This is a genomic window from Streptomyces sp. JJ38, assembly GCF_019303475.1.
Classification (GTDB): domain Bacteria; phylum Actinomycetota; class Actinomycetes; order Streptomycetales; family Streptomycetaceae; genus Streptomyces.
Window position 1 is genome coordinate 132,844 of record NZ_JABLSI010000002.1, and the last position, 21,591, is coordinate 154,434.

General features: G+C 72.9%; 16 protein-coding genes and 1 tRNA gene. 8 read left to right on the plus strand and 9 right to left on the minus strand.

What is annotated here, in order from left to right; all coding sequences use genetic code 11:
* Nucleotides 1–51: 51 nt before the first annotated feature.
* From mfd to HPT28_RS01795, 5 genes are all read right to left on the minus strand, one after another.
* Nucleotides 52–3,594: a transcription-repair coupling factor gene (gene mfd, locus HPT28_RS01775; protein WP_219088481.1), complete on the minus strand. Its 3,543-nt coding sequence runs from the start codon at nucleotides 3,592–3,594 to the stop codon at nucleotides 52–54.
* A gap of 247 nt (nucleotides 3,595–3,841) precedes the next feature.
* Nucleotides 3,842–6,427: an ABC transporter permease gene (locus HPT28_RS01780; protein WP_219088483.1), complete on the minus strand. Its 2,586-nt coding sequence runs from the start codon at nucleotides 6,425–6,427 to the stop codon at nucleotides 3,842–3,844.
* Nucleotides 6,424–7,197, minus strand: a complete 774-nt coding sequence (locus HPT28_RS01785) for an ABC transporter ATP-binding protein (RefSeq protein WP_219088542.1) — start codon at nucleotides 7,195–7,197, stop codon at nucleotides 6,424–6,426. The genes HPT28_RS01780 and HPT28_RS01785 overlap by 4 nt, the downstream gene beginning before the upstream one ends.
* 353 nt (nucleotides 7,198–7,550) lie before the next feature.
* Nucleotides 7,551–7,622 (minus strand) — tRNA-Gln (locus HPT28_RS01790).
* Between the two features lie 11 nt (nucleotides 7,623–7,633).
* Nucleotides 7,634–8,392 (minus strand): helix-turn-helix transcriptional regulator, encoded by a 759-nt coding sequence (locus HPT28_RS01795; RefSeq protein ID WP_257577905.1) that lies wholly within the window; start codon nucleotides 8,390–8,392, stop codon nucleotides 7,634–7,636.
* Between the two features lie 174 nt (nucleotides 8,393–8,566).
* Here HPT28_RS01795 and HPT28_RS01800 point away from each other — a divergent pair, with 174 nt between their 5' ends.
* Nucleotides 8,567–9,910, plus strand: coding sequence for a sensor histidine kinase (locus HPT28_RS01800; protein WP_219088485.1), 1,344 nt, complete (start codon nucleotides 8,567–8,569; stop codon nucleotides 9,908–9,910).
* 59 nt (nucleotides 9,911–9,969) lie between these two features.
* Here HPT28_RS01800 and HPT28_RS01805 read toward each other — a convergent pair whose 3' ends face one another.
* Both HPT28_RS01805 and HPT28_RS01810 read right to left on the minus strand, forming a co-directional pair.
* On the minus strand, nucleotides 9,970–10,464 hold the full coding sequence (locus tag HPT28_RS01805; protein ID WP_219088487.1) for an SUKH-3 domain-containing protein: 495 nt from the start codon (nucleotides 10,462–10,464) through the stop codon (nucleotides 9,970–9,972).
* Nucleotides 10,461–10,964 carry a YwqJ-related putative deaminase gene (locus HPT28_RS01810; protein WP_219088488.1) on the minus strand — a complete coding sequence of 168 codons (504 nt, stop codon included), beginning with the start codon at nucleotides 10,962–10,964 and terminating at the stop codon, nucleotides 10,461–10,463. The genes HPT28_RS01805 and HPT28_RS01810 overlap by 4 nt, the downstream gene beginning before the upstream one ends.
* A 199-nt stretch (nucleotides 10,965–11,163) precedes the next feature.
* Between HPT28_RS01810 and HPT28_RS01815 the strand changes: the two genes are divergently transcribed.
* The 7 genes from HPT28_RS01815 (at nucleotide 11,164) to pth (ending at nucleotide 19,561) form a co-directional block, all read left to right on the plus strand.
* Nucleotides 11,164–12,138, plus strand: coding sequence for an SMI1/KNR4 family protein (locus tag HPT28_RS01815; protein ID WP_219088490.1), 975 nt, complete (start codon nucleotides 11,164–11,166; stop codon nucleotides 12,136–12,138).
* 5 nt (nucleotides 12,139–12,143) lie between these two features.
* A complete protein-coding gene (locus HPT28_RS01820) occupies nucleotides 12,144–14,405 on the plus strand; it encodes an SUKH-4 family immunity protein (RefSeq protein WP_219088492.1) in 2,262 nt (753 codons plus the stop codon).
* Nucleotides 14,406–14,507: 102 nt separating this feature from the next.
* Nucleotides 14,508–15,395, plus strand: coding sequence for a cellulose-binding protein (locus HPT28_RS01825; protein WP_219088494.1), 888 nt, complete (start codon nucleotides 14,508–14,510; stop codon nucleotides 15,393–15,395).
* A 119-nt stretch (nucleotides 15,396–15,514) separates the two neighbouring features.
* On the plus strand, nucleotides 15,515–16,987 hold the full coding sequence (gene glmU / locus HPT28_RS01830) for a bifunctional UDP-N-acetylglucosamine diphosphorylase/glucosamine-1-phosphate N-acetyltransferase GlmU (RefSeq protein WP_219088496.1): 1,473 nt from the start codon (nucleotides 15,515–15,517) through the stop codon (nucleotides 16,985–16,987).
* 99 nt (nucleotides 16,988–17,086) lie between these two features.
* Entirely contained in the window at nucleotides 17,087–18,061 is a 975-nt protein-coding gene (locus tag HPT28_RS01835) for a ribose-phosphate diphosphokinase (RefSeq protein ID WP_219088498.1), read from the plus strand.
* Between the two features lie 197 nt (nucleotides 18,062–18,258).
* Complete coding sequence (locus tag HPT28_RS01840; protein WP_219088500.1) at nucleotides 18,259–18,843, plus strand: 50S ribosomal protein L25/general stress protein Ctc; 585 nt, start codon at nucleotides 18,259–18,261, stop codon at nucleotides 18,841–18,843.
* Between the two features lie 124 nt (nucleotides 18,844–18,967).
* Nucleotides 18,968–19,561: an aminoacyl-tRNA hydrolase gene (pth, locus tag HPT28_RS01845; protein ID WP_219088501.1), complete on the plus strand. Its 594-nt coding sequence runs from the start codon at nucleotides 18,968–18,970 to the stop codon at nucleotides 19,559–19,561.
* Nucleotide 19,562: 1 nt separating this feature from the next.
* On the opposite strand, the gene HPT28_RS01850 is transcribed toward pth, so the two are convergent.
* Both HPT28_RS01850 and HPT28_RS01855 read right to left on the minus strand, forming a co-directional pair.
* Complete coding sequence (locus tag HPT28_RS01850) at nucleotides 19,563–20,246, minus strand: TetR/AcrR family transcriptional regulator (RefSeq protein WP_219088503.1); 684 nt, start codon at nucleotides 20,244–20,246, stop codon at nucleotides 19,563–19,565.
* Nucleotides 20,243–21,280, minus strand: coding sequence for a fatty acid desaturase (locus HPT28_RS01855; protein WP_219088505.1), 1,038 nt, complete (start codon nucleotides 21,278–21,280; stop codon nucleotides 20,243–20,245). The genes HPT28_RS01850 and HPT28_RS01855 overlap by 4 nt, the downstream gene beginning before the upstream one ends.
* Nucleotides 21,281–21,591: the final 311 nt, after the last annotated feature.

The following is a 21,591-nucleotide window of genomic DNA, read 5'->3' on the forward strand; positions in this document are numbered from 1 at the left end:
CGCCCAGGGGCCGCGGCCCGCGCGGCTCCCCGCGCGTCTTCGGGGCGCGGGTCAGGAACCCAGCACCGTGGCCAGGAACTCGCCCGTCCAGGCCAGCAGATCCCGGCCCACCACCGGCTTGCCGCCGATGCCCCCGGCCTTGGGGCGCGGCACCAGCACCTGGCCGGCCGCCGCCTTCACCACCGAGCCCGGATAGACGCGCTTCAGCCGCAGCTCCTGCGACTCCCGCAGCTCCACCGGGCCGAAGCGGATCTTGTTCCCCTGCAGCGTGACGTCCGTGACCCCGCACGAGCGGGCCAGCATCCGCAGCCCGGCCACCAGGAGCAGGTTCTCCACCGGCTCCGGCAACGGGCCGTAGCGGTCCGCCAGCTCCTCGCGCACCGCCGCGATGTCCTCCTCCGAGGTGGCGGCGGCGATCGAGCGGTACGCCTGCAGCCGCAGCCGCTCGCCCGGCGCGTAGTCGTGCGGGACGTGCGCGTCCACCGGAAGCTCGATCTTCACCTCCAGCGGCGGCTCCTCCTCTTCCTTCCCCTCCAGCGAGGCCCGGAAGTCCGCCACGGCCTCGCCGACCATCCGCACGTACAGGTCGAAGCCGACCCCCGCGATGTGCCCCGACTGCTCGCCGCCCAGCAGGTTTCCGGCCCCGCGGATCTCCAGGTCCTTCATGGCCACGTACATGCCCGCGCCCATCTCGGTGTGCTGGGCGATCGTGGCCAGCCGCTCGTGCGCCGTCTCCGTCAGCGGCTTCTCCGGCGGGTACAGGAAGTACGCGTACCCGCGCTCCCGGCCCCGGCCGACCCGGCCACGCAGCTGGTGGAGCTGCGACAGGCCGAAGTTGTCGCCCCGCTCGACGATCAGGGTGTTCGCGTTGGAGATGTCGATCCCGGACTCCACGATCGTCGTCGACACCAGCACGTCGAACTTCTTCTCCCAGAAGTCCACCACGACCTGCTCCAGCGCCGACTCCGACATCTGCCCGTGCGCCGTCGCGATCCGCGCCTCCGGCACCGCCTCGCGCAGCCGCGCCGCCGCCCGGTCGATCGACTCCACCCGGTTGTGGATGTAGAAGACCTGGCCCTCGCGCAGCAGCTCCCGGCGGATCGCCGCCGCGATCTGCCGCTCCTCGTACGGGCCGACGAAGGTCAGCACCGGGTGCCGCTCCTCCGGGGGCGTCGTGATCGTCGACATCTCCCGGATGCCGGTCACCGCCATCTCCAGCGTGCGCGGGATCGGCGTCGCGGACATCGTCAGCACGTCCACGTTCGCCCGCAGCTTCTTCAACTGCTCCTTGTGCTCGACACCGAACCGCTGCTCCTCGTCCACGATCACCAGACCGAGGTCCTTGAACTTCGTCTCCGAGGAGAACAGCCGGTGCGTGCCGATGACGACGTCCACCGAGCCGTCCCGCAGCCCCTCCAGGACCGCCTTCGCCTCCGCGTCCGTCTGGAAGCGCGACAGCGCCCTCACCACGACCGGGAACTGCCCGTACCGCTCGGAGAACGTCCCGAAGTGCTGCTGCACCAGCAGCGTCGTCGGGACGAGGACGGCGACCTGCTTGCCGTCCTGCACCGCCTTGAACGCCGCGCGCACGGCGATCTCCGTCTTGCCGTAGCCCACGTCGCCGCAGATCAGCCGGTCCATCGGGGACGGCTTCTCCATGTCCGCCTTCACCTCACCGATCGTGGTGAGCTGATCCGGCGTCTCGGCGTACGGGAAGGCGTCCTCCAGCTCCCGCTGCCACGGCGTGTCGCCGCCGAACGCGTGCCCCGGCGCCGCCATCCGCGCCGAGTACAGCTTGATCAGGTCCGCGGCGATCTCCTTGACCGCCTTGCGCGCCCGCGCCTTCGTCTTCGTCCAGTCCGCGCCGCCGAGCCGGTGCAGCGACGGCGCCTCACCGCCCACGTACTTGGTGACCTGCTCCAGCTGGTCCGTCGGCACGAACAGCCGGTCCCCCGGCTGGCCGCGCTTGGCGGGCGCGTACTCGACGACCAGGTACTCGCGCGTCGCGCCCTGCACCGTGCGCTGCACCATCTCCACGTAGCGGCCCACACCGTGCTGCTCGTGCACGATGTAGTCGCCCGCCTCCAGCGTGAGCGGGTCGATCGTCTTCCGGCGCCGCGCCGGCATCCGGGCCGCCTCCCGGCCCGCCGCCTTCTGCCCCGTCAGATCCGTCTCCGTCAGCACCGCGAGCCTCAGCTCCGGCGCGACGAACCCGCGCTCCAGCGCACCGCACGACACCTGCACCAGCGAGGGCGCCAGTTCCGCCAGCTCCTCGTCCAGCCGCGCGGGCACCCCCTCGCCGCTCAGCACCTCCACCGTGCGGGCGGCCGGACCGTGCCCCTCGGTCAGGTACACACACCGCCAGCCGTCGGCCAGCCAGCCCTTGGTGTCCGCCAACGCCCGCGCCGTGTCACCCCGGTAGGACTCCGCGGCCCGCAGGCCCAGCCGCACCGTGTCGCCGTCGTCCAGCCCCAGCTCGGCGTCCGCCGTGAACGGCGACACCGACCACCACAGCATGCCCAGCTCCCGCGCCCGGTCCCGGACGTCGGCGATCGACCACAGCGAGGCCGCGCCCACGTCCACCGGCGCCTGACCGCCACCCGCCGTCGCCGCCCACGACGCCTCCAGGAACTCCCGGCTCGTCGCCACCAGGTCCGCCGCCCGGGCCCGCACCCGCTCCGGATCGCACACGACCGCCATGGCGCCCCGCGGCAGCACGTCGAGCAGCAGCTCCATCTCGTCCACCAGCACCGGGGCCAGCGACTCCATGCCCTCCACCGCGATGCCCTCGGCGATCTTGCCCAGCAGCTCGCCCAGCTCCGGATGCGCCTCGGCCAGAGCCGCCGCCCGCTCCCGCACCGCGTCCGTCAGCAGCAGCTCCCGGCACGGCGGCGCCCACAGCCCGTGCTCCGCCACCTCCAGCGACCGCTGGTCCGCCACCTTGAAGTAGCGGATCTCCTCGACGTCGTCACCCCAGAACTCGATCCGGACGGGGTGCTCCTCCGTCGGCGGGAAGACGTCGAGGATGCCGCCGCGCACCGCGAACTCGCCGCGCTTCTCCACCAGCTCCACCCGCGCGTACGCGGCGGCCGACAGGCCGTCCACGACCTCGCCCAGATCCGCCGACTCCCCGGTGCGCAGGCTCACCGGCACCAGCTCGCCCAGCCCCTTGACCTGCGGCTGCAACACCGAGCGGACCGGGGCCACCACCACCGACACCGGGCCCGTGCCCGCCTCGTCCGCGGCCTCCGGGTGCGCCAGCCGGCGCAGCACCGCCAACCGCCGGCCCACCGTGTCACTGCGCGGCGACAGCCGCTCGTGCGGCAGCGTCTCCCACGCCGGGAACTCCGCCACCCGCTCCGGCGGCAGCAGCGAGCGCAGCGCCGCCGCCAGATCCTCCGCCTCGCGCCCTGTGGCCGTCACGGCCAGCACCGGGCCCGGGCTGCGCCGCGCCAGCGCCGCCACCGCCAGGGGGCGCGCCGACGACGGCCCCACCAGATCCACCTCACGACGCCGCCCCGCGACGGCGGCCTCGACCGCCTCGCGCAGCCCCGCGTCGGCAACCACCGCATCAAGCAGACCGGACAGGCTCATGGCTTGGTGTTTTCTTCCGTCCTCGGACAACACGAAGGACCCGACACGCGTGCGGGCCGGGGCTGCCCAGCGTACGCGCTCAGGGCGACAACGGCCGACAGACGACCACGTCCGGGCAGCGTGGCCGCCCCCGCCCCGCCCGCGCCCGGCACGCCGAGGCCCCGGCACGGGAAACCCGTACCGGGGGCCTCGGCGTGTGCGGCCGCACGCCCTCCGGCGGCGGCGCGCCACCCGGCCGCCCAGTCGCCTAGTCGGTGGCGATCGCGTTGAGCACGTTCATCCGGCCGGCCCGGAAGGCGGGGACCAGCGCCGCCAGCAGACCCACGACCGCGGAGCCCAGGAACACCGTGACGATCGTCGGCCACGGGATCTCCAGCGTGCGCAGGCCCTCCAGAGCCAGCAGCTGCTGCCCCGCCACGCCCCAGGCCAGGCCCAGGCCCAGGCCCAGCAGCGCGCCGAACAGGGCGATCACGACCGCCTCCAGCCGCACCATCCGGCGCAGCTGGCGCCGCGACAGCCCGACGGCCCGCAGCAGCCCGATCTCCCGTGTCCGCTCGACCACCGACAGCGCGAGCGTGTTCACCACACCCAGCACGGCCACGATGATCGCCAGCGCCAGCAGCCCGTAGACCATGGTCAGCAGCTGGCCCACCTGGTCCTCCAGGAGCTGCTTGTACTCCGCCTGATCCCGCACCTCGTACTGCGGGTAGCTCTTGAGCTCCGCCTTCAGCGCCTCGTAGGCCGCGCTCTCGCTGCCCTCGACCGCCGTGCCGAGCATCATCATGTTCAGCGGCATCAGGTCCTGCGGAATGTGCGCCTCCGCCGTCGCCAGCGCCAGGTACATCTGGCCCTGGTCGATCATCGTCTCGGCCGACGTCACCGCACGGATCTCCAGCTCCGCGCCCTCCCCACCGGGGAACAGCACCTCCAGCCGATCCCCGACACCGAGCCCGTGCTCCGTGGCGAACTCCTCGCCCACCGACATGCCACCGGCCGTGACCGCGTCCGACAGCTCCCCCTCGACCGTCTCCGCGCGCACGTCCTGCGCGTACGTCGGCGAGACCGCGGAGACGTCCCCCGGCACCCGCTCGCCGTCCGGCAGCCGCAGCTCCGCGCCGGACAGATAGCGGTACTCCGTGACGTGCTCCAGCAGCGGCAACCCCTTGACGGACTCCGCCACCTGCGGCGTCACCGGCTGGCCCCCCGTGCTCGTGACGATGAAGTCCGCCCCGACCGAGCGGTCCACCTCGTCCCGGCCCGAGGCCACCAGCGAGGAACCCACCACCGACAGCCCCGCCACCAGGGCCAGGCCGATCATCAACGCGGCCGCCGTGGCCCCGGTCCGCCGCGGATTGCGCAGCGCGTTCCGCTCCGCGAGCCGGCCCACCGGACCCCACACCCGCAGCACGACCACCGACAGCGCCCGCACCACCACCCGGGCCAGCAGCGGACCCACCAGCACGAAGCCCAGCAGCGACAGCAGCACGCCCAGCGCCAGGTACATCGACCCCGGCCCGGCCTCGCTCGCCGTCCCCGCCGCGACGAGCGCGGCCGCTCCGGCCGCCGTCAGCACCGTGCCGGAGACCGCGCGCAGCTTCCCGGAACGACCGTCCGCGGACACCCCCGCGTCGCGCAGCGCCGCCATCGGCGAGACCCTGCCCGCCCGGCGCGCCGGCAGCCACGCCGCCAGCAGCGTCACGACCACGCCCAGCACCAGACCCACCACCGGCGTCGTCCAGGCGATCGTCAGGTCGTCCGTGCTGAGGTTCATCCCCATCAGGCCCATCAGCTCCATGAGCCCGACCGCGATCCCCACACCGGCCCCGATGCCGATCAGCGAGCCGACGACGCCCAGCAGCAGCGCCTCGATCACCACCGAGCGGCCCACCTGCCGCCGCTCCGCGCCGATCGCCCGCATCAGCCCCAGCTCACGCGTGCGCTGCGCCACCAGCATCGAGAACGTGTTGACGATCAGGAACACACCCACGAGCACCGCGATCCCCGCGAAGCCCAGCAGCGCGTACCGCATGACGTCCAGGAAGCCGCCCACGTCCTCCTGGTTCTCGGCGGCGTACTCCTCGGCCGTCTGCACCGACAGCCCGTCCTCGACGGCCGCCACCACGTGCTTCTTCAGCAGCTCGTCCGTGACGCCGTCCGCCGACAGCACGGCCACCGACGTGAACACCTCACCACCGCCCAGCAGCCGCTCCTGCACGACCTCCGTCGGGTAGTACAGCGCCGCGGCGCCGGGGTTCGTCATCTCCCACTCGGCGATGCCCGTCACCTTGGAGGTGAACTCGCCGAACACCGAGATCGTGCGCAGCTCGTCGCCGAGCCCGATGCCGTGCTTCTCGGCGGTGTCGGCGTCGACCATCACCTCGTCGGGCCCCCGCGGCGGATGGCCGGCCGACACCGTCATCGCCCGGCGGTCCAGCTCCGTCCAGTTGCTGGCGATCGTCGGGGCGCCCGTCGTCGGGCCGATGTTCTCGCCGTCCCCGTCCACCACGGTGACGGCCATGCTCATCGCGACACCGAAGGCCGTCTCGGCGCCCTCGACCTCCCCGGCCCGCTCGACCACCGAGGCCGGCAGCGTGTCGGGGCGGCCGTTCGACGGCAGCTCGTCGTCACCGCCGCCGCCCTCGCGCTCCTCCGGCGACACCATCACGTTCGGCGCCGTGTCACCGAACAGCTTGTCGAAGGTGGCGCCCATCGTGTCCGTGAACACGAGCGTCCCGCAGACGAACGCGACGGACAGCACCACCGCCATGCCGGACAGCACCATCCGGCCCTTGTGCGCGAAGAAGTTGCGCAACGACGTCCGTACGATCGTCATGACACCCGCCCGACCGTGTCGAAGGCCTTCATCCGGTCCAGCACCATCTCGGCCGTCGGCCGCCGCATCTCGTCCACGATCCGGCCGTCCGCCAGATACAGCACCCGGTCCGCGTACGCCGCCGCCACCGGGTCGTGCGTGACCATCACGATCGTCTGCCCCAGCTCGTCCACCGAACGGCGCAGGAAGCCCAACACCTCGGCGCCCGCACGCGAGTCCAGGTTGCCCGTCGGCTCGTCACCGAAGATGATGTCCGGCCGCGCCGCCAGCGCCCGCGCCACCGCGACCCGCTGCTGCTGACCGCCCGACAGCTCGTTCGGCCGGTGCCTCAGCCGCTGCCGCAGCCCCACCGTCTCCACCACCCGGTCCAGCCACGCCTTGTCCGGCTTCCGGCCTGCGATGTCCATGGGCAGCGTGATGTTCTCCAGCGCACTCAGCGTGGGGAGCAGGTTGAACGACTGGAAGACGAAGCCGATGTGGTCGCGGCGCAGCCGCGTCAGCTTCTTCTCCTTCAGCCCGGTGATCTCGGTGTCCCCCACCCAGATGCGCCCCGAGGAGACGGTGTCCAGCCCCGCCAGACAGTGCATCAGCGTCGACTTGCCGGAGCCGGACGGGCCCATGATCGCGGTGTACGCGCCGGCGGCGATGTCCACGTCGACCCGGTCGAGGGCGACCACTTCCGTCTCCCCCGAGCCGTACGCCTTGACGACCTGTCGCGCCTGCGCCGCGACGGCCGTAGGCCCCCCGGTCCCGCCGGACCCCCCGGACATGGCGTCCGCTACAGCCGTAGTCACGGTGTTCTCCCTCTGATCGTGTTCGTGTTGGTGACGTGCGTGGCTTGCCGAGTCGAGCCTCGTGCAGGAAGGGGGTGCGCCGCGATGGTGTCTGTCGGTCTGTCGACCGGGGGCTTTCCCCACCCCTCGACTACGCCCCAACCGTAGGAACGCGGGCCCCTCGTCCTCGTCGTACGCAGGGACGAACGGTGCCCGGGCGCGACCCTGCCCCGCCCCTTAGGGGAAGCCTCGCCCCTCCCCTGACGTCAGGGTCAAGCCGCAGGGCCCGGCGGGCGCCGGGCAACACGAAGGGCCCCGGCCGACAACTCGGCCAGGGCCCTTCCACGCTGCTCCCCCGCCAGGACTCGAACCTGGAATGATCGGACCAAAACCGACAGTGTTGCCAATTACACCACGGGGGACTGCATATAGGTCAATTCGGACACCCATCTCCGGCCGCCGAACTGACGCCCTCCACTATGCCGTACCACCAGCCCTCAATGCGACGGTAGAGATCAGCACCGCCGAGAACAACCACCCGTAGACACCCCCGGTGGCGTGGTCCAGCCGACAGACGCGTCGTCTTCGGGTTGTGCCGCTTGAGGCTCGCCTTCTGGAGACACGAGGCCGGAATGCCGATGTGTTGCGCCCAGAACCGCTCGGCCGCGGCCACATCCGCGGACTCGTGGATGTTCACAGCGAAGCGCAAGCGACTCCGGTCCACCGCGAGCAAGTCCAGCCAGCGCAGATAGACGCTGATGACGTCGGGGTCACTGTTGACGAAGACGACCCGCTCACTACGACGATGTGGCTTACTCTTGGCGCCCTCCGCCCAGTACAGGGCGACTCCCGCAATCAGCAACTCCCTCTCGGACAGCGCGCCCACCTCACTGGCAGCCTGGCTCCTCACCTCCCGTCGCTCCGCCTCCCGTCGGCGGAGCACGGGCCCCCAATAGGCACGACTCATCCGCGTCATCCGATCAGGATCGGGAACCCGGGGCGGCTTCGGCAGGTCGCGGACCCAGAGGGAGACGGAGCTCTTGGAGACGCCGAGCTCGGCGGCGATCTCGTCGTAGCGGCGGCCCTGGCGGCGCAGCTCACGGGCCCGCTCCCAGAGGTGGTCCTTGGCGTTCGGGTGGCGGCGTCGCCGGGCGGGCACGCCGCCGCGTCCGCGTTCTGACGTTCGGCTCATGCACACAGAGTGAGGGCTCGCGCACGTCGGCGGGTCGAATGCGCGGTCGATTCACCAGTTCGAGCGAGGAACGAGCGGCTCCGGTTCCCCGCGGCGCGCCGTGCGCGAATGCGCAGGTGATCCGCCTCGGGCGCCGCCGGGAAACGGCTGGCGCGGGGTCTTAGGGTGGTCGGTATGACCGAGTCGGGGGCTGAGGTGCCGCGGGGGCGGGCGGGACCGTTGTGGTGGAGACGCAGACGCGCTGCCGTGCTGGACGTCTCGCTGGGCGTCGTGTCCGCGGTGGAGTGCGCGGCCGAGGGGGTTCCGTTCGCCTCGCAGACCGGGCTGCCGGTCGTCGCCGCGATGCTGCTGGGGCTGTTGGCGGGCGGCTCGCTCGTCTTCCGTCGGCGCTATCCGATCGCCGTCGTGCTGGTGGCCATCGCGGTCATGCCCGCGCAGATGGGCTTCCTGCTGGCCACGGTGGCGCTGTACACGCTGTCGGCGACGGATGTGCCGCGCCGGATCATCGCCCTGCTGGCCGGGATGATGGTCGTCGGCTCGTTCGTCGTCACGTATCTGCAGTTCCTGCCGGGCGGGGCGGAGGCCGACGTCCCCGGGCCGCGGTGGTTCCTGTTGCTGCTGGCGGCGCTGCTGTCGGCGGTGACGGTGCTGCCACCGGTGCTGCTGGGGCTGTACGTGGGCGCGCGGCGGCGGCTGGTGGACGCGCTGCGGGAGCGGGCGGACGGCCTGGAGCGGGAGCTGTCGCTGCTGGCCGAGCGGGCGGAGGAGCGCGCGGAGTGGGCGCGCGGCGAGGAGCGGACGCGGATCGCCCGGGAGATGCACGACGTGGTGGCCCACCGGGTGAGCCTGATGGTGGTGCACGCGGCGGCGTTGCAGGCGGTGGCGCTGAAGGACCCGGCGAAGGCGGCGCGGAACGCGGCGCTCGTGGGGGACATGGGGCGGCAGGCCCTGTCGGAGCTGCGGGCGATGCTGGGGGTGCTGCGGGCGCACGAGGACGACGAGGCCGGCGGCGCGCGGGGGGCCGAGCCGACGCGTGAGGGGGAGCGTCCACTGGAGCGGGTCGCCCGGTTCGCGGCGGCGGCGGCCGAGCGGGACGCCCTGTTGCGGGCGGACGGAGAGGGCCCGCGCCTGGGCGAGTTGGAGCAGTTGGTGGGGCAGTCGCGGGCGGCCGGGATGACGGTGGAGCTGTCGGTCGAGGGCGAGGTGCGCTCGTACGGGCCTCAGGTGGAGCAGACGGCGTTCCGGGTTGTCCAGGAGGCGCTGACGAACGTGCACAAGCACGCGGCGGGGGCGGCGACCCGGGTGCGGCTGGCGCACCGGGGCGCGGAGGTGGCGGTGCAGGTGGAGAACGCGGCTCCGGGGGCGGGCGTGGCGGACGCGGGGCTGCCGAGCGGGGGCAACGGCCTGGTGGGGATGCGGGAGCGGGTGACGGCGCTGGGGGGCGTCTTCGTGTCGGGCCCGACGGATTCGGGGGGCTTCCGGGTGTCGGCGGTCATTCCGGAGGGCCGCCCGCGCTGACGGGCCCGCGCGACCGGCCCGCGCTGACCGCCCCGGGGCCCGCGCCTGCCGGGCGGCCGTCAGTGCTGGGGGTACTCCAGGCGCTGCGGCCGGGTTCCGGTGACGAGCGTGGCCAGTGCGGAGTCGACGTCGTACCCGAGGTACCAGTCGCCGCTGTGGTCGAGGCTGTAGACGCGGCCCTCCCGGTCGAGGACGAGGAGCGCGGCGGGTTCGCCGTGGTGGCCCTCCTCGGTGCCCAGCGGGGCGAGTTGGGTGTCGAGGGCGCGGCCGAGGTCGGCGAGGGTGCGGGCCCAGTGGAGCCCGGCTGAGGGGTCGATGACGGCCGGGGTGGGGGCGAGGTGGCGGCCGGGCGCGGTGCCGGCGATGCGGAGTCCGCCGAACTCGGCCCAGGCCTCGACGGCGGCGGGGAAGAGGGCGTGCCGGTGTCCGGCGGGCGAGGCGTGGGCGCGCAGGGCGTCGGCCCAGATCTCGGCCTGGCGCATGTCCCAGCGGCCGGGGCGCCAGCCGGCGTCGCGCAGGGCGGCGTCGACGGCGACGGGGAATCGGGTGGTCATCGGCTGGTGCGGGTGGGGTCGACGGCGCGGACGCCGAAGTGGGCGAGGAGGGCGTCGCAGGAGCGGCAGGGCGGGGCGTAGGTGCCGTGTTCGGGGTCGCCCTGTTCGCGGATGCGACGGGTGGTGATCTTGGCGTGCTTGAGGGCCCGGCGGGCGTCACCGCCGGTGAAGGGTTTTCGGGCCGCGCGTCTGGAGCGGGTGGCCTCGGCGCTGGTGAGGTAGCGGGAGATGAGGACGGCTTCGGGGCAGCGTCCGGTGTGACGTTCGCGACGCTCGGTTGTGAGGGTGTCGAGGAAGTCCTGTACGAGCGGGTGGTGCACGGGGGGCGGGCCGGACTTCCCGGCGGCACAGGTGAGGGTGGTGCCGCGGACGGAGAGGGCGGCGGCCGTCGTCGGCATGATGCCGTCGCGGCGGTGGCGCGGTATGGGCGCGGTGCCGGTCTCGGGGGCGTCTCCCCAGCCGAGCCGGGGGTCGGTGGTGGTGTGGTGCGTCGCCTGCATGGTGGTGCTCCCTCCCCGTTTCGTCCCCCGTCAGGTGGGGTCGACTTTGCCAAATGTTCGCGTGGCAGCGTAAGGCGGGTTCTGTGCCTGGTGTGTCCCGGATCTGTGACAGGCGCCGGGAGACGGGCGTCGGATGGGGCCTTGGAGGGAGCGCATACGCTGTGGGGCGAGCAGTCGCCACTCACAGGGAGCACCGCCAATGACGACAGGTCGGCTCGGGCAGGAGGCCGCGCCGCCGAATGCGGCGTACGCGGGTCAGGTCGTGCACTTTCCGGACCCGGTGCGCGGTGCGCGCTTCCCGCAGGGGGTGCGGGTGGACGCCTCGGGGTTCCCGTCGTTCACGCCGTACGCGCGGGCGGCGGCGGAGATCGCCGAGCCGCCGGAGGGCTTCGGCGTCGACGAGTTGCGGCTGACGGACTACGTGTCGGCGAACGTGGCCCAGCACGCGGAGGGGCACGAGCTGTGGGCGGATCTTCCGCCGGTGGCGACGCCGCACGGGTGGACGTGGCATCACGTTCCGCACAGCCGCCGGATGGAGTTGGTGCCGGTGGAGGTGAAGGCTCTGCTGCGGCATCACGGCGGTCTGTCCACCGCGGCGGTGGACCACGGCAAGCGGGGCACGCGTCCGCTGCAGGAGACGCGTCCGGCGCACTTCGAGGTGCCGCACGGGGTGGCGGTGCCGGAGGAGAAGGTCGTCCAGGTCGAGGAGTCGCTGGGGTACCGGCTGCCCGGTGCCTACCGGTCGTTCCTGAAGGCGGCGGGCGGCTGCGCGCCGGTCGGGGTCGCGCTGGACGCCGAGTTGGGGCTGCTGGTGGACCAGCCGTTCTTCACCGTGCGCGACGAGCCGGCGGTCAACGACCTGGCGTACGTGAACAAGTGTCTGCGGGATCACCTGACGAAGGACTTCCTGGGTGTGGGGTTCGTGCACGGTGGCCTGCTGGCGGTGAAGGTGCGCGGTGAGAGCGTGGGATCGGTGTGGTTCTGCGCGTACGACGACGCACGGGACCGGGACGGTCTCGGGGTGCAGGAGCGCATGGACGCGCTGCTGCTGCCGTGCGGGGCGGACTTCGACGCGTTTCTGTTGCGCCTGGCGGGGAATCCGCCGGAGCTGGAGACGGTGGCGAACCTGATGGTCGACGGTGGCTTCGCGCGTGCCGTCGCGGTGGAGGGGTGAGCGCGATGGTGACGTTCGCACAGGCGCAGGAGCGGGCGGAGCGCTGGATCAACGGCGGCGTCCCGGCGTACCAGCACCGCGAGGTGAGGGTGCGGGAGTTCGAGCTGGGCTTCGTGGCCTGGGCGGAGGACCGCGCGGACGGACCGCGGGGCGACGGCGGGCTGACGCGGCTGGTGATCGCGCGGGACAGCGGTGAGTCGACGTTGTGGCCGGGCCTGTCGGTGGGTGAGGTGATCCGCCGGTATCTGGAGGAGTACGGGACGCGGGCGGATGCCGCGCCCGAGCCGGCGCCCCCGCGGCGGACGGATCTGGAGGCGACGTCGTTCCTGCTGTCGCCGCCCGACTGGCTACAGGAGGCCGCGGACCGGATGGGCATTCCGGACCGCCGTGGCGGTGAGCGTCCGACGGAGCCGACGCCCGCGGCGCCCGCGCAGGGCGGTGCGACGCCGCCCGCACCGGAGCCGCAGGCGGCACAGGCGGCACAGGCGGCGCAGGCGCCCGCGGAGCCCGCGCGCCCGGTGGTGGGCGGCTGGGCGGACACCTCGGACTCGGGTGAGGGCGAGTCGATCGCCCTGCCGGACACGGTGTTCAGCCCGCCGCTCGGCAGAGGCGACGACGAGCCCGGTGCGGGCGCCGTGCCGGAGCCCCCGGCGCCGGTGGCCGAGGCGCGCACGGAGCTGATGCCCGAGGGCAGCGCACTGCCGCCGACGAAGCTGTCCCCGGCGCTGGAGCGTCCGGCTCCGCCGGAGGAGGGCGAGAGCATCGCCTACGCGGCGACGAGCAAGGTGAAGCCGACGCCGCGGCCCTCGCGTGGCCGGGGTCCGACGGTGCCGCCGCCCCCGGGCGCGCCGGGGGTTCCGGGCGCCGGGCGCAAGCCGCAGGGTTCCTCGGGCTCGGGGAGCTCCGGCGGGGTGGCCGGTGGCTACGTGCCGACGCAGATGGTGTCGGCGGACGACGTGGCCGCGCAGGGCGGTACGGGCGAGCCGGGTCCGGGCACGCCGCCGTCCGGCGAGGGCTCGTCGGACGGCGGTGTGCACCACGCCGCGACGATGCTGGCGGGCCCGCAGGGCGGGCCGGGCCAGGGCGGTCAGCCGCCGGCACCGCCCACTCCGCCGGGCGGTACCGGTGGTGACGTGCACCAGGCCGCGACGATGCTGGCGGGCCCGGGGCCGTCCGGTGCGAGCGCGCCGCCTCCGCCGCAGCCGCCCCCGGGGAGCCCGCAGCCTCCGCCGGGCGTGCCGCAGGGGCAGCCCGGTGGGCAGGCGTACGGCTATCCGCAGCAGCCGGGTGTGCCGATGGTCGGCCCCGGGTACATGGCGGTGCTGCGCTATCGCGCTCCGGACGGCTCGGAGCAGCAGCTCATCCGGCGTTCCGCACCGGGGACGCCGCACCCGGAGTGGCAGATCTTCTACGAGCTGCGGTCGATGAACGTGCCGCCGCAGGAGGTGCTGGAGCTCCACACGGAGCTGGAGTCCTGTGATCTGCCGGGCGGCTACTGCGCCCGCATGGTCCGCGAGACGTGGCCGCAGGTGCGGGTGAGCCACACCGCTCCCTACGGAACCGACCACGGGTCGCGGCAGCAGGGCATGCGGCATCTGCTGACGCATCAGGGCGAGCTGCACCAGGTGGCGGACGGCCCGGCGCGCCCGGCTCCGGTGCGGGCGCCGTTGCAGCCGGTGCCGCAGGCCGCGCCGATCCCGCCGGACGGGATCGGGCAGGAGCTGCAGCAGGCGTTCGGCCCGCAGGGCGTGTTCCGGTTCGACCAGCGGGCCGTCTCCCGGCAGGGCGTGCCCGACGTCGTCGCGCAGACGCTGATGTGGGCGGGGCTGCCCATGGAGTTCGGCCCGTTCTTCTGGGCGCAGGCCCAGCCGGGGCGGCCGGTGCCGACGCTGGCGGAGCTGGCGCAGGAGCGCGGCGTGCAGCCGGGGCCGGACGCCGGGACGTATCTGGTGATGGGCAGCGACTTCGGCCGCCAGCTGTGCGTGCAGTACGGCACCGCGCACATCGTCGCCATCCCGCTGGAGGCGGCGCCGGACGGGGCACCCGCGCCGGCGCAGTTCGTCAACACCGGGCTGCCGGAGTTCGCCCGCTGCCTGGCGATGGCGGGGCGGATGTGGCGGCTGCGCTACGGCCTGACGCCGGATCAGGCGGGCCGCTGGACGGTGGATTTCCAGCAGCAGCTCGCCGCGCTCGACCCGGCGGCGCTGAGCCACCCGGAGAACTGGTGGTCGGTGCTGGTGGAGCAGCTCTGGGACGGGTTGCTGTAGCCCGGGTTCCTTCGCACACGCCTGACGGGGTTCGTCCCGGGATGGGCTGCTATGCCGCATCCTGGGACGACGGACGCGCTCGAGTGGAAGAGGCCTACAGGGATGTCTCCGACGAAGTCACCGCACGGCTTCGACGTCGTACGGGGCCGTGGCTACCGGCCCGCGCAGGTGGACCGGCAGGTCGACGGCCTCCGGCGGGAGATCGAGGAGGCGCGCGGGTCGCTGGAGAGGCTGGAGGTCCTCGCCAGGGAGCTGGGCGAGGAGGCGGAGCGGCTGCACGCGGTGGTGGCGGCTCTGCCACCACCGACGTTCGAGTCGCTGGGAGCGCGCGCCCAGTCGCTGCTGGCCGAGGTGGAGGCCGAGGCGGCGGCGGTGCGGGGCGCCGGCGAGGAGGACGCGGCCCGGCTGCGGGCCGAGGCCGAGGAGGCGGGCCGGGCCCGGCGGGAGGCCGCGGCGGCGGAGGCCGCGCGAACCCGGTCGGCCGGGACGGAGGCCGCGGACGGGGTGCTGGCCGAGGCCCGGGCGCGGGCGGACGAGCTGCGCGAGGAGGCCCGGGAGGCCGCCGGCCGGGTGCGCGGGGAGGCCGAGGAGGCGCTGCGCGAGGTCTCGGAGCGGTGCACGGCGCTGCTGGAGGGCCAGGAGCGGGAGCACCGGGCACGGCGGGAGTCGGCCGAGGGTGAGCTGGCGGCGCGGGAGGCCGAGGTGGCGGCCCGGGTGACGGCGCTGGAGGAGCGCGGCCGGGAGGCGCTGGCGGCGGCGCGGCGCGAGCAGGCGGAGGCGGAGCGCGCGGCGCAGCTGGCCGAGGAGGAGGCACGGTCCGAGGCCGAGGGGCTGGTGGCCACGGCCCGCTCCGAGGAGGAGCGGGTCGAGGCGGAGACGGCGCGGCTGCTGCGGGAGCACGGCGAGGAGGCGGACGAGCTGCGCGAACACCTGGCGCGGGTGCGGGCCTCGCTGGCGGCCCTCACCGGCCGCGGCCACGTGGCCGACTGAGCTCCGGGCCCCGGCGCGCGGTCCGCCGTCCGCGTCCCCGCGCGCCGGGCTGGCACCCGGTCCGCGGGGACGCAGCGGTATCCTTCGGGTGACATTCACCCGAAGCCGAAGGGCATACCGTGAGCGCCAACCGCCCGGCAGCCGTCGTCGTTCTCGCAGCGGGTGAGGGCACCCGCATGAAGTCGTCGACGCCGAAGGTTCTGCACGAGATCTGCGGGCGGTCGCTCGTGGGTCACGTCGTCGCCGCAGCCAGGGAACTGGACCCGGAGCATCTCGTCGTGGTCGTGGGCCACGCCCGTGAGCAGGTCGGTTCGCACGTGACGGGGCTGGACGCGGGTGCCCGCACGGCCGTGCAACACGAGCAGAACGGCACCGGGCACGCGGTGCGCATGGGGCTGGAGGAGCTGGCCGCGGACGGTGTGACGCTGTCCGGGACGGTGCTCGTCACCTGCGGGGACACGCCGCTGCTGACCGGGGAGACGCTGGCCGCGCTGGCCGCGGCGCACGCGTCCGAGGGCAACGCGGTGACGGTACTGTCGGCCCGGGTGCCGGACGCGACGGGGTACGGGCGGATCGTGCGCGGGGCGGACGGTTCGGTCACCGCCATCGTCGAGCACAAGGACGCCACCGAGGAGCAGCTCGCCATCGGTGAGATCAACTCCGGGGTCTTCGCCTTCGACGCCGCGCTGCTGACCGAGGCGCTGGGCAAGGTGCGCACCGACAACAGCCAGGGCGAGGAGTACCTCACCGACGTGCTGGGCATCCTGCGCGGGGAGGGCCACCGGGTGGGAGCCGCCGTCGCCGCGGACCACCGGGAGATCGTCGGTATCAACAACCGGGTGCAGCTCGCCCAGGCCCGTCGGCTGCTGAACGACCGGCTGCTGGAGCGGGCGATGCTGGCCGGGGTGACGGTCGTGGACCCGGCGTCGACATGGGTGGACGTGACGGTGACGTTCGAGCCGGACGCCCTCGTCCACCCCGGTACGCAGCTGCTGGGCTCGACGCACCTGTCCGCGGGCTGCGAGGTCGGCCCGCAGGCGCGGCTGACGGACACGTTCGTCGGCGCGGAGGCCGAGGTCACGCACACCGTGGCGGTCGGCGCCCGGATCGGCGCGCAGGCGTCGGTGGGCCCGTACACGTATCTGCGGCCGGGCACCGAGCTGGGCCTGAAGTCCAAGGCGGGCACGTACGTGGAGATGAAGAACGCGCGGGTGGGCGAGGGCACGAAGGTCCCGCACCTGTCCTACGTGGGCGACGCCACGATCGGGGAGTACACGAACATCGGCGCGGCCAGCGTGTTCGTGAACTACGACGGCGAGACCAAGCACCACACGACCATCGGCTCCCACTGCAAGACGGGCTCGGACAACATGTTCGTCGCGCCGGTGACCGTCGGGGACGGCGCCTACACGGCGGCCGGCTCGGTGATCACCAAGGACGTACCGCCCGGCTCGCTGGCCGTGGCGCGCGGGCAGCAGCGCAACATCGAGGGCTGGGTGGCTCGCAAGCGGCCCGGCAGTGCCGCGGCGCAGGCGGCCCAGACGGCACGCCCGGCGCAGGACGCGGAGGATTCCGGCATCCGGAAGGCATGACCACCGTCACACCTGCAAAAGGACGGCCGATGACGAGGTGTGCCCACCGGGGCGTACCGTGATAGGCGCACAACCACCGCAGCCCAAGGAGACACCGCAGTGACCGGGATCAAGACGACCAGCGAGAAGAAGCTGATGCTCTTCTCCGGCCGCGCTCACCCCAAGCTGGCCGAGGAGGTGGCCAGCGAGCTCGGGGTGGACCTGGTCCCGACGAAGGCCATCGACTTCGCGAACGGTGAGATCTACGTCCGCTTCCAGGAGTCGGTGCGCGGCGCCGACTGCTTCCTGATCCAGAGCCACACGGCTCCGATCAACAAGTGGATCATGGAACAGCTCATCATGATCGACGCGCTGAAGCGGGCCTCCGCGCGCAGCATCTCGGTCGTGATCCCGTTCTACGGCTACGCCCGGCAGGACAAGAAGCACCGCGGCCGCGAGCCGATCTCGGCCCGCCTCATGGCCGACCTGCTGAAGACGGCCGGCGCCGACCGGGTGCTGAGCGTCGATCTCCACGCCGACCAGGTGCAGGGCTACTTCGACGGTCCCGTCGACCACCTGTTCGCGCTGCCGGTGCTCACCGACTACATCGCCAACCGGGTGGACCGGGACAAGCTGACGGTCGTGTCCCCCGACGCCGGCCGGGTGCGTGTCGCCGATCGCTGGGCGGACCGGCTGGGCGCCCCGCTGGCCATCGTGCACAAGCGCCGGGACCCGGACGTGGCGAACCAGGTCACCGTGCACGAGGTCGTCGGTGACGTGGAGGGCCGCGTCTGCGTGCTCGTCGACGACATGGTGGACACCGGCGGCACCATCTGCGCGGCGGCGGACGCCCTCTTCGCCAACGGCGCCGAGGACGTCATGGTCACCGCGACCCACGGCATCCTGTCCCACCCGGCTCCGGACCGGCTGAAGAACTCCCGGGTGAGCGAGTTCGTCTTCACGGACACGCTGCCCACCCCGGAGGCGCTGGACATGGACAAGATCACCGTCCTGTCGATCGCCCCGACCATCGCCCGCGCGGTGCGCGAGGTGTTCGAGGACGGCTCCGTCACCAGCCTCTTCGAGGAGGCCTGACCGCAGGGCCGGGCCCTGGGGCCGGTTGATCGATTTACGGTGCGGCCTCCCGGCCGGGTACCCTGAGCGGGTTGCTCGGCGAGGGAGGCCGCACCGTTCTCACGGCGCGGTGGTCCGTAATCGACGCGCTCTTCGTAGCAGGCCGTTCGTGGCCGGGTGACGTGTAGCGATTCACCCCCAGACGAGGAGCGAACGTCATGTCCGAAGTGAAGCTTTCCGCCACGATCCGCACCGAGTTCGGCAAGGGCGCGTCCCGGCGACTGCGGGCCAAGGAGCAGGTCCCCGGCGTGATCTACGGCCACGGTGCCGAGCCGGTGCACGTCGTCATCCCCGCCTACGACCTGATGATGGCCCTGAAGACCTCGAACGTCCTGATCAACCTGGACGTGGAGGGCAAGAAGGAGCTGTGCATCCCCAAGGCCGTGCAGCGTGAGGCCATCCGCGGCTTCCTCGTCCACATCGACCTGCTCACGGTCAAGAAGGGCGAGCAGGTCGACGTCGAGATCCCGCTGGTCACCGAGGGCGACCTGGCCCCGGGTCAGCACATCCTCGAGCACTCGCTCAACGCTCTGCCGGTCCACGCCGAGGCGACGCACATCCCGGAGTCGGTCACCGTCTCCATCGCCGGTCTGGCCGCCGGTGACAGCGTCCTGGCCAAGGACGTGAAGCTGCCCTCCGGCGTCACCCTGGCCGTCGACGGCGACACCACCGTCATCCAGGTGCTGGCGGCGCAGGCTGAGGCCGCCGAGGAGGGCGAGGGCGAGGCCGAGTCCGCCGAGTGACCCCAGGGGGTGTTTCCGAGACACCCCCCAGGGCCGGGCCGCGGTCTCCCGCGGCCCGGCCCGTAGTGTGTGCATCCCCCGGGGCCGCGTCGGCCCCCGGAACCAGCCGCAGGGAGAAGCAGGCATGAGCGAGTCCACCACCGGCCCCTGGCTGATCGCCGGGCTCGGCAACCCGGGCCCCGGGTACGCGGGGAACCGGCACAACGTGGGCTTCATGGTGGCCGACCTGCTGGCCGAGCGGATGGGCTCGGCGTTCAAGGCGCACAAGGCCCGGGCCCAGGTCGTCGAGGGCCGTATCGGCCCGCCCGGTCCGGGCAGCCGGCGCGTGGTCGTGGCCAAGCCCATGACGTACATGAACCTCTCCGGCGGCCCGGTGACCGCCCTGGCCGACTTCTACAAGGTGCCGGTCGAGCGGATCGTCGTCGTCCACGACGAGCTGGACATCGACTACGGAGCGCTCCGCCTCAAGCTGGGCGGCGGGGACAACGGCCACAACGGCCTGAAGTCCATCACCAAGTCCCTGGGGAACGGGTACCACCGGGTGCGCTTCGGCGTGGGCCGTCCGCCGGGCCGGATGGCCGTCGCGGACTTCGTCCTCAAGGACTTCGGCTCGGCCGAGCGCAAGGAGCTGGACTACTTCGTCGACCGTGCCGCCGACGCCGCCGAGTGCCTGGTCATCGACGGTCTGCCGCGCGCCCAGAACACCTACAACACCTAGCTCACGCCTTGCGGTGCCCGATGAGGCGGGGGTGCTGCTCCAGCCCGTCGAGGCCGTGCCACGCGAGGTTCACCAGGTGGGCGGCGACGTCGGCCTTCTTCGGCTTGCGGGCGTTCAGCCACCACTGGCCGGTGAGGGCCACCATGCCGACGAGCGCCTGGGCGTAGAGCGGGGCGAGCTTCTCGTCGAAGCCGCGGGCGCTGAACTCCCGGCCGAGGATGTCCTCGACCTGCGTGGCGATGTCGCTGATCAGGGAGGCGAAGGTGCCCGTGGTGGAGGCGACGGGCGAGTCGCGCACGAGGATGCGGAAGCCGTCGGTGTAGGTGTCGATGTAGTCCAGCAGGGCGAAGGCGGCCTGCTCCAGCAGCTCGCGCGGGTGACCGCCGGTGAGGGCACTGGTCACCATGTCCAGGAGCTGGCGCATCTCGCGGTCGACGACGACGGCGTACAGCCCTTCCTTGCCGCCGAAGTGTTCGTAGACGACCGGCTTGGAGACCCCGGCCTTGGCCGCGATCTCCTCCACCGAGGTGGCCTCGAAGCCGCGCTCGGCGAACAGCCTGCGCCCGATGTCGAGAAGCTGCTCCCGACGTTCCTTCCCGGTCATGCGGCGTCGCGCACGCCGGGAAGGAGCGTCGGGTTTGTGCTGCTGGATACTGCTGTCATCGGTCGCCACGGCGACCATCATGCCGCGTCGGCCGTGGCCTTCTCCCGGCGGGAGGCTCGGGGGTCCTCGGCGCGCTTGGCGTCCAGGCGGTGCTCCTGCGGCCAGCGGACGTCGTAGGCCCAGCCGGCCTTCTCGAACCAGCGGATGATGCGGGCGCTGGAGTCGATCTGGCCCCGCTGCACGCCGTGCCGGGCGCAGGTGGGGTCGGCGTGGTGCAGGTTGTGCCAGGACTCGCCGCAGGACAGCACGGCCAGCCACCACACGTTGCCGGAGCGGTCGCGGGACTTGAAGGGGCGCTTGCCGACGGCGTGGCAGATGGAGTTGATCGACCACGTGACGTGGTGCAGCAGCGCGACGCGGACCAGGGAGCCCCAGAAGAACGCGCTGAGCGCCCCCTCCCAGGACCAGGTGACCAGGCCGCCGACGAGGGCGGGGAACAGCAGGGAGACCGTCGTCCAGAGCACGAACTGACGGGAGACGGCCCGCAGGGCCGGGTCCTTGACGAGGTCGGGGGCGTACTTCTGCTGCGAGGTCTGCTCGGTGTCGAACATCCAGCCGATGTGGGCCCACCACAGGCCCTTCATCAGGGCCGGCACCGTCTCGCCGTAGCGCCACGGGGAGTGCGGGTCGCCCTCGGCGTCGGAGAACTTGTGGTGCTTGCGGTGGTCCGCGACCCAGCGCACGAGCGGACCCTCGACGGCCATGGAGCCGGCGATGGCGAGCGCGATGCGCAGGGGCCGCTTGGCCTTGAAGGAACCGTGGGTGAAGTAGCGGTGGAAGCCGATGGTGATGCCGTGGCACCCCAGGTAGTACATGAAGGCCATCAGGCCGAGGTCGAGCCAGCTGACTCCCCAGCCCCAGGCGAGCGGCACCGCGGCGACGAGGGCCACGAACGGCACCGCGATGAAGAGGAGCAGGGTGATCTGCTCCACCGAGCGGCGCTCCTCCCCGCCGAGGGTGGCGGAGGACACGGGCGGCTGGTCGTTCGCGGTGGTCAGGGCGGGTTCAGCGGTGGTGTCGACGGCGCCGTCGATCAGGTCTGGTGTCGTCGTCATATGTGTCCTCATCCGTCGGGGGGCGGCCCGGCCCACCTACGGGACCGTAACCTACGGTTTCGTAAGTATGGCAGCACTTCGCTCGACCATCACAGGGGCTGGCGACTGTGAGGTACTCGAGCACGGCGTGACATACCGCACCGCCGGCGCGCGGCGCGCGTGGTACGCGCCGCCGCCCGTGGGAGCCGACCGGTGCGTGGACACCCCGGCCGTGGGGTAGGCGATCGATCTATCCTGGGCACTCGGACAGCGCGGTCCGTGACCTGCCAAGAGCGAGAATGTCCTGACATCAGGTGTGCCCGCGCTGACGG

Bases quoted from the DNA above. Each gene is read 5' to 3' on its own strand.
- mfd (WP_219088481.1), bottom strand. From the start codon at position 3,594: ATGAGCCTGTCCGGTCTGCTTGATGCGGTGGTTGCCGACGCGGGGCTG.
- HPT28_RS01780 (WP_219088483.1), bottom strand. From the start codon at position 6,427: ATGACGATCGTACGGACGTCGTTGCGCAACTTCTTCGCGCACAAGGGC.
- HPT28_RS01785 (WP_219088542.1), bottom strand. From the start codon at position 7,197: ATGTCCGGGGGGTCCGGCGGGACCGGGGGGCCTACGGCCGTCGCGGCG.
- HPT28_RS01795 (WP_257577905.1), bottom strand. From the start codon at position 8,392: ATGAGCCGAACGTCAGAACGCGGACGCGGCGGCGTGCCCGCCCGGCGA.
- HPT28_RS01800 (WP_219088485.1), top strand. From the start codon at position 8,567: ATGACCGAGTCGGGGGCTGAGGTGCCGCGGGGGCGGGCGGGACCGTTG.
- HPT28_RS01805 (WP_219088487.1), bottom strand. From the start codon at position 10,464: ATGACCACCCGATTCCCCGTCGCCGTCGACGCCGCCCTGCGCGACGCC.
- HPT28_RS01810 (WP_219088488.1), bottom strand. From the start codon at position 10,964: ATGCAGGCGACGCACCACACCACCACCGACCCCCGGCTCGGCTGGGGA.
- HPT28_RS01815 (WP_219088490.1), top strand. From the start codon at position 11,164: ATGACGACAGGTCGGCTCGGGCAGGAGGCCGCGCCGCCGAATGCGGCG.
- HPT28_RS01820 (WP_219088492.1), top strand. From the start codon at position 12,144: ATGGTGACGTTCGCACAGGCGCAGGAGCGGGCGGAGCGCTGGATCAAC.
- HPT28_RS01825 (WP_219088494.1), top strand. From the start codon at position 14,508: ATGTCTCCGACGAAGTCACCGCACGGCTTCGACGTCGTACGGGGCCGT.
- HPT28_RS01840 (WP_219088500.1), top strand. From the start codon at position 18,259: ATGTCCGAAGTGAAGCTTTCCGCCACGATCCGCACCGAGTTCGGCAAG.
- pth (WP_219088501.1), top strand. From the start codon at position 18,968: ATGAGCGAGTCCACCACCGGCCCCTGGCTGATCGCCGGGCTCGGCAAC.
- HPT28_RS01850 (WP_219088503.1), bottom strand. From the start codon at position 20,246: ATGATGGTCGCCGTGGCGACCGATGACAGCAGTATCCAGCAGCACAAA.
- HPT28_RS01855 (WP_219088505.1), bottom strand. From the start codon at position 21,280: ATGACGACGACACCAGACCTGATCGACGGCGCCGTCGACACCACCGCT.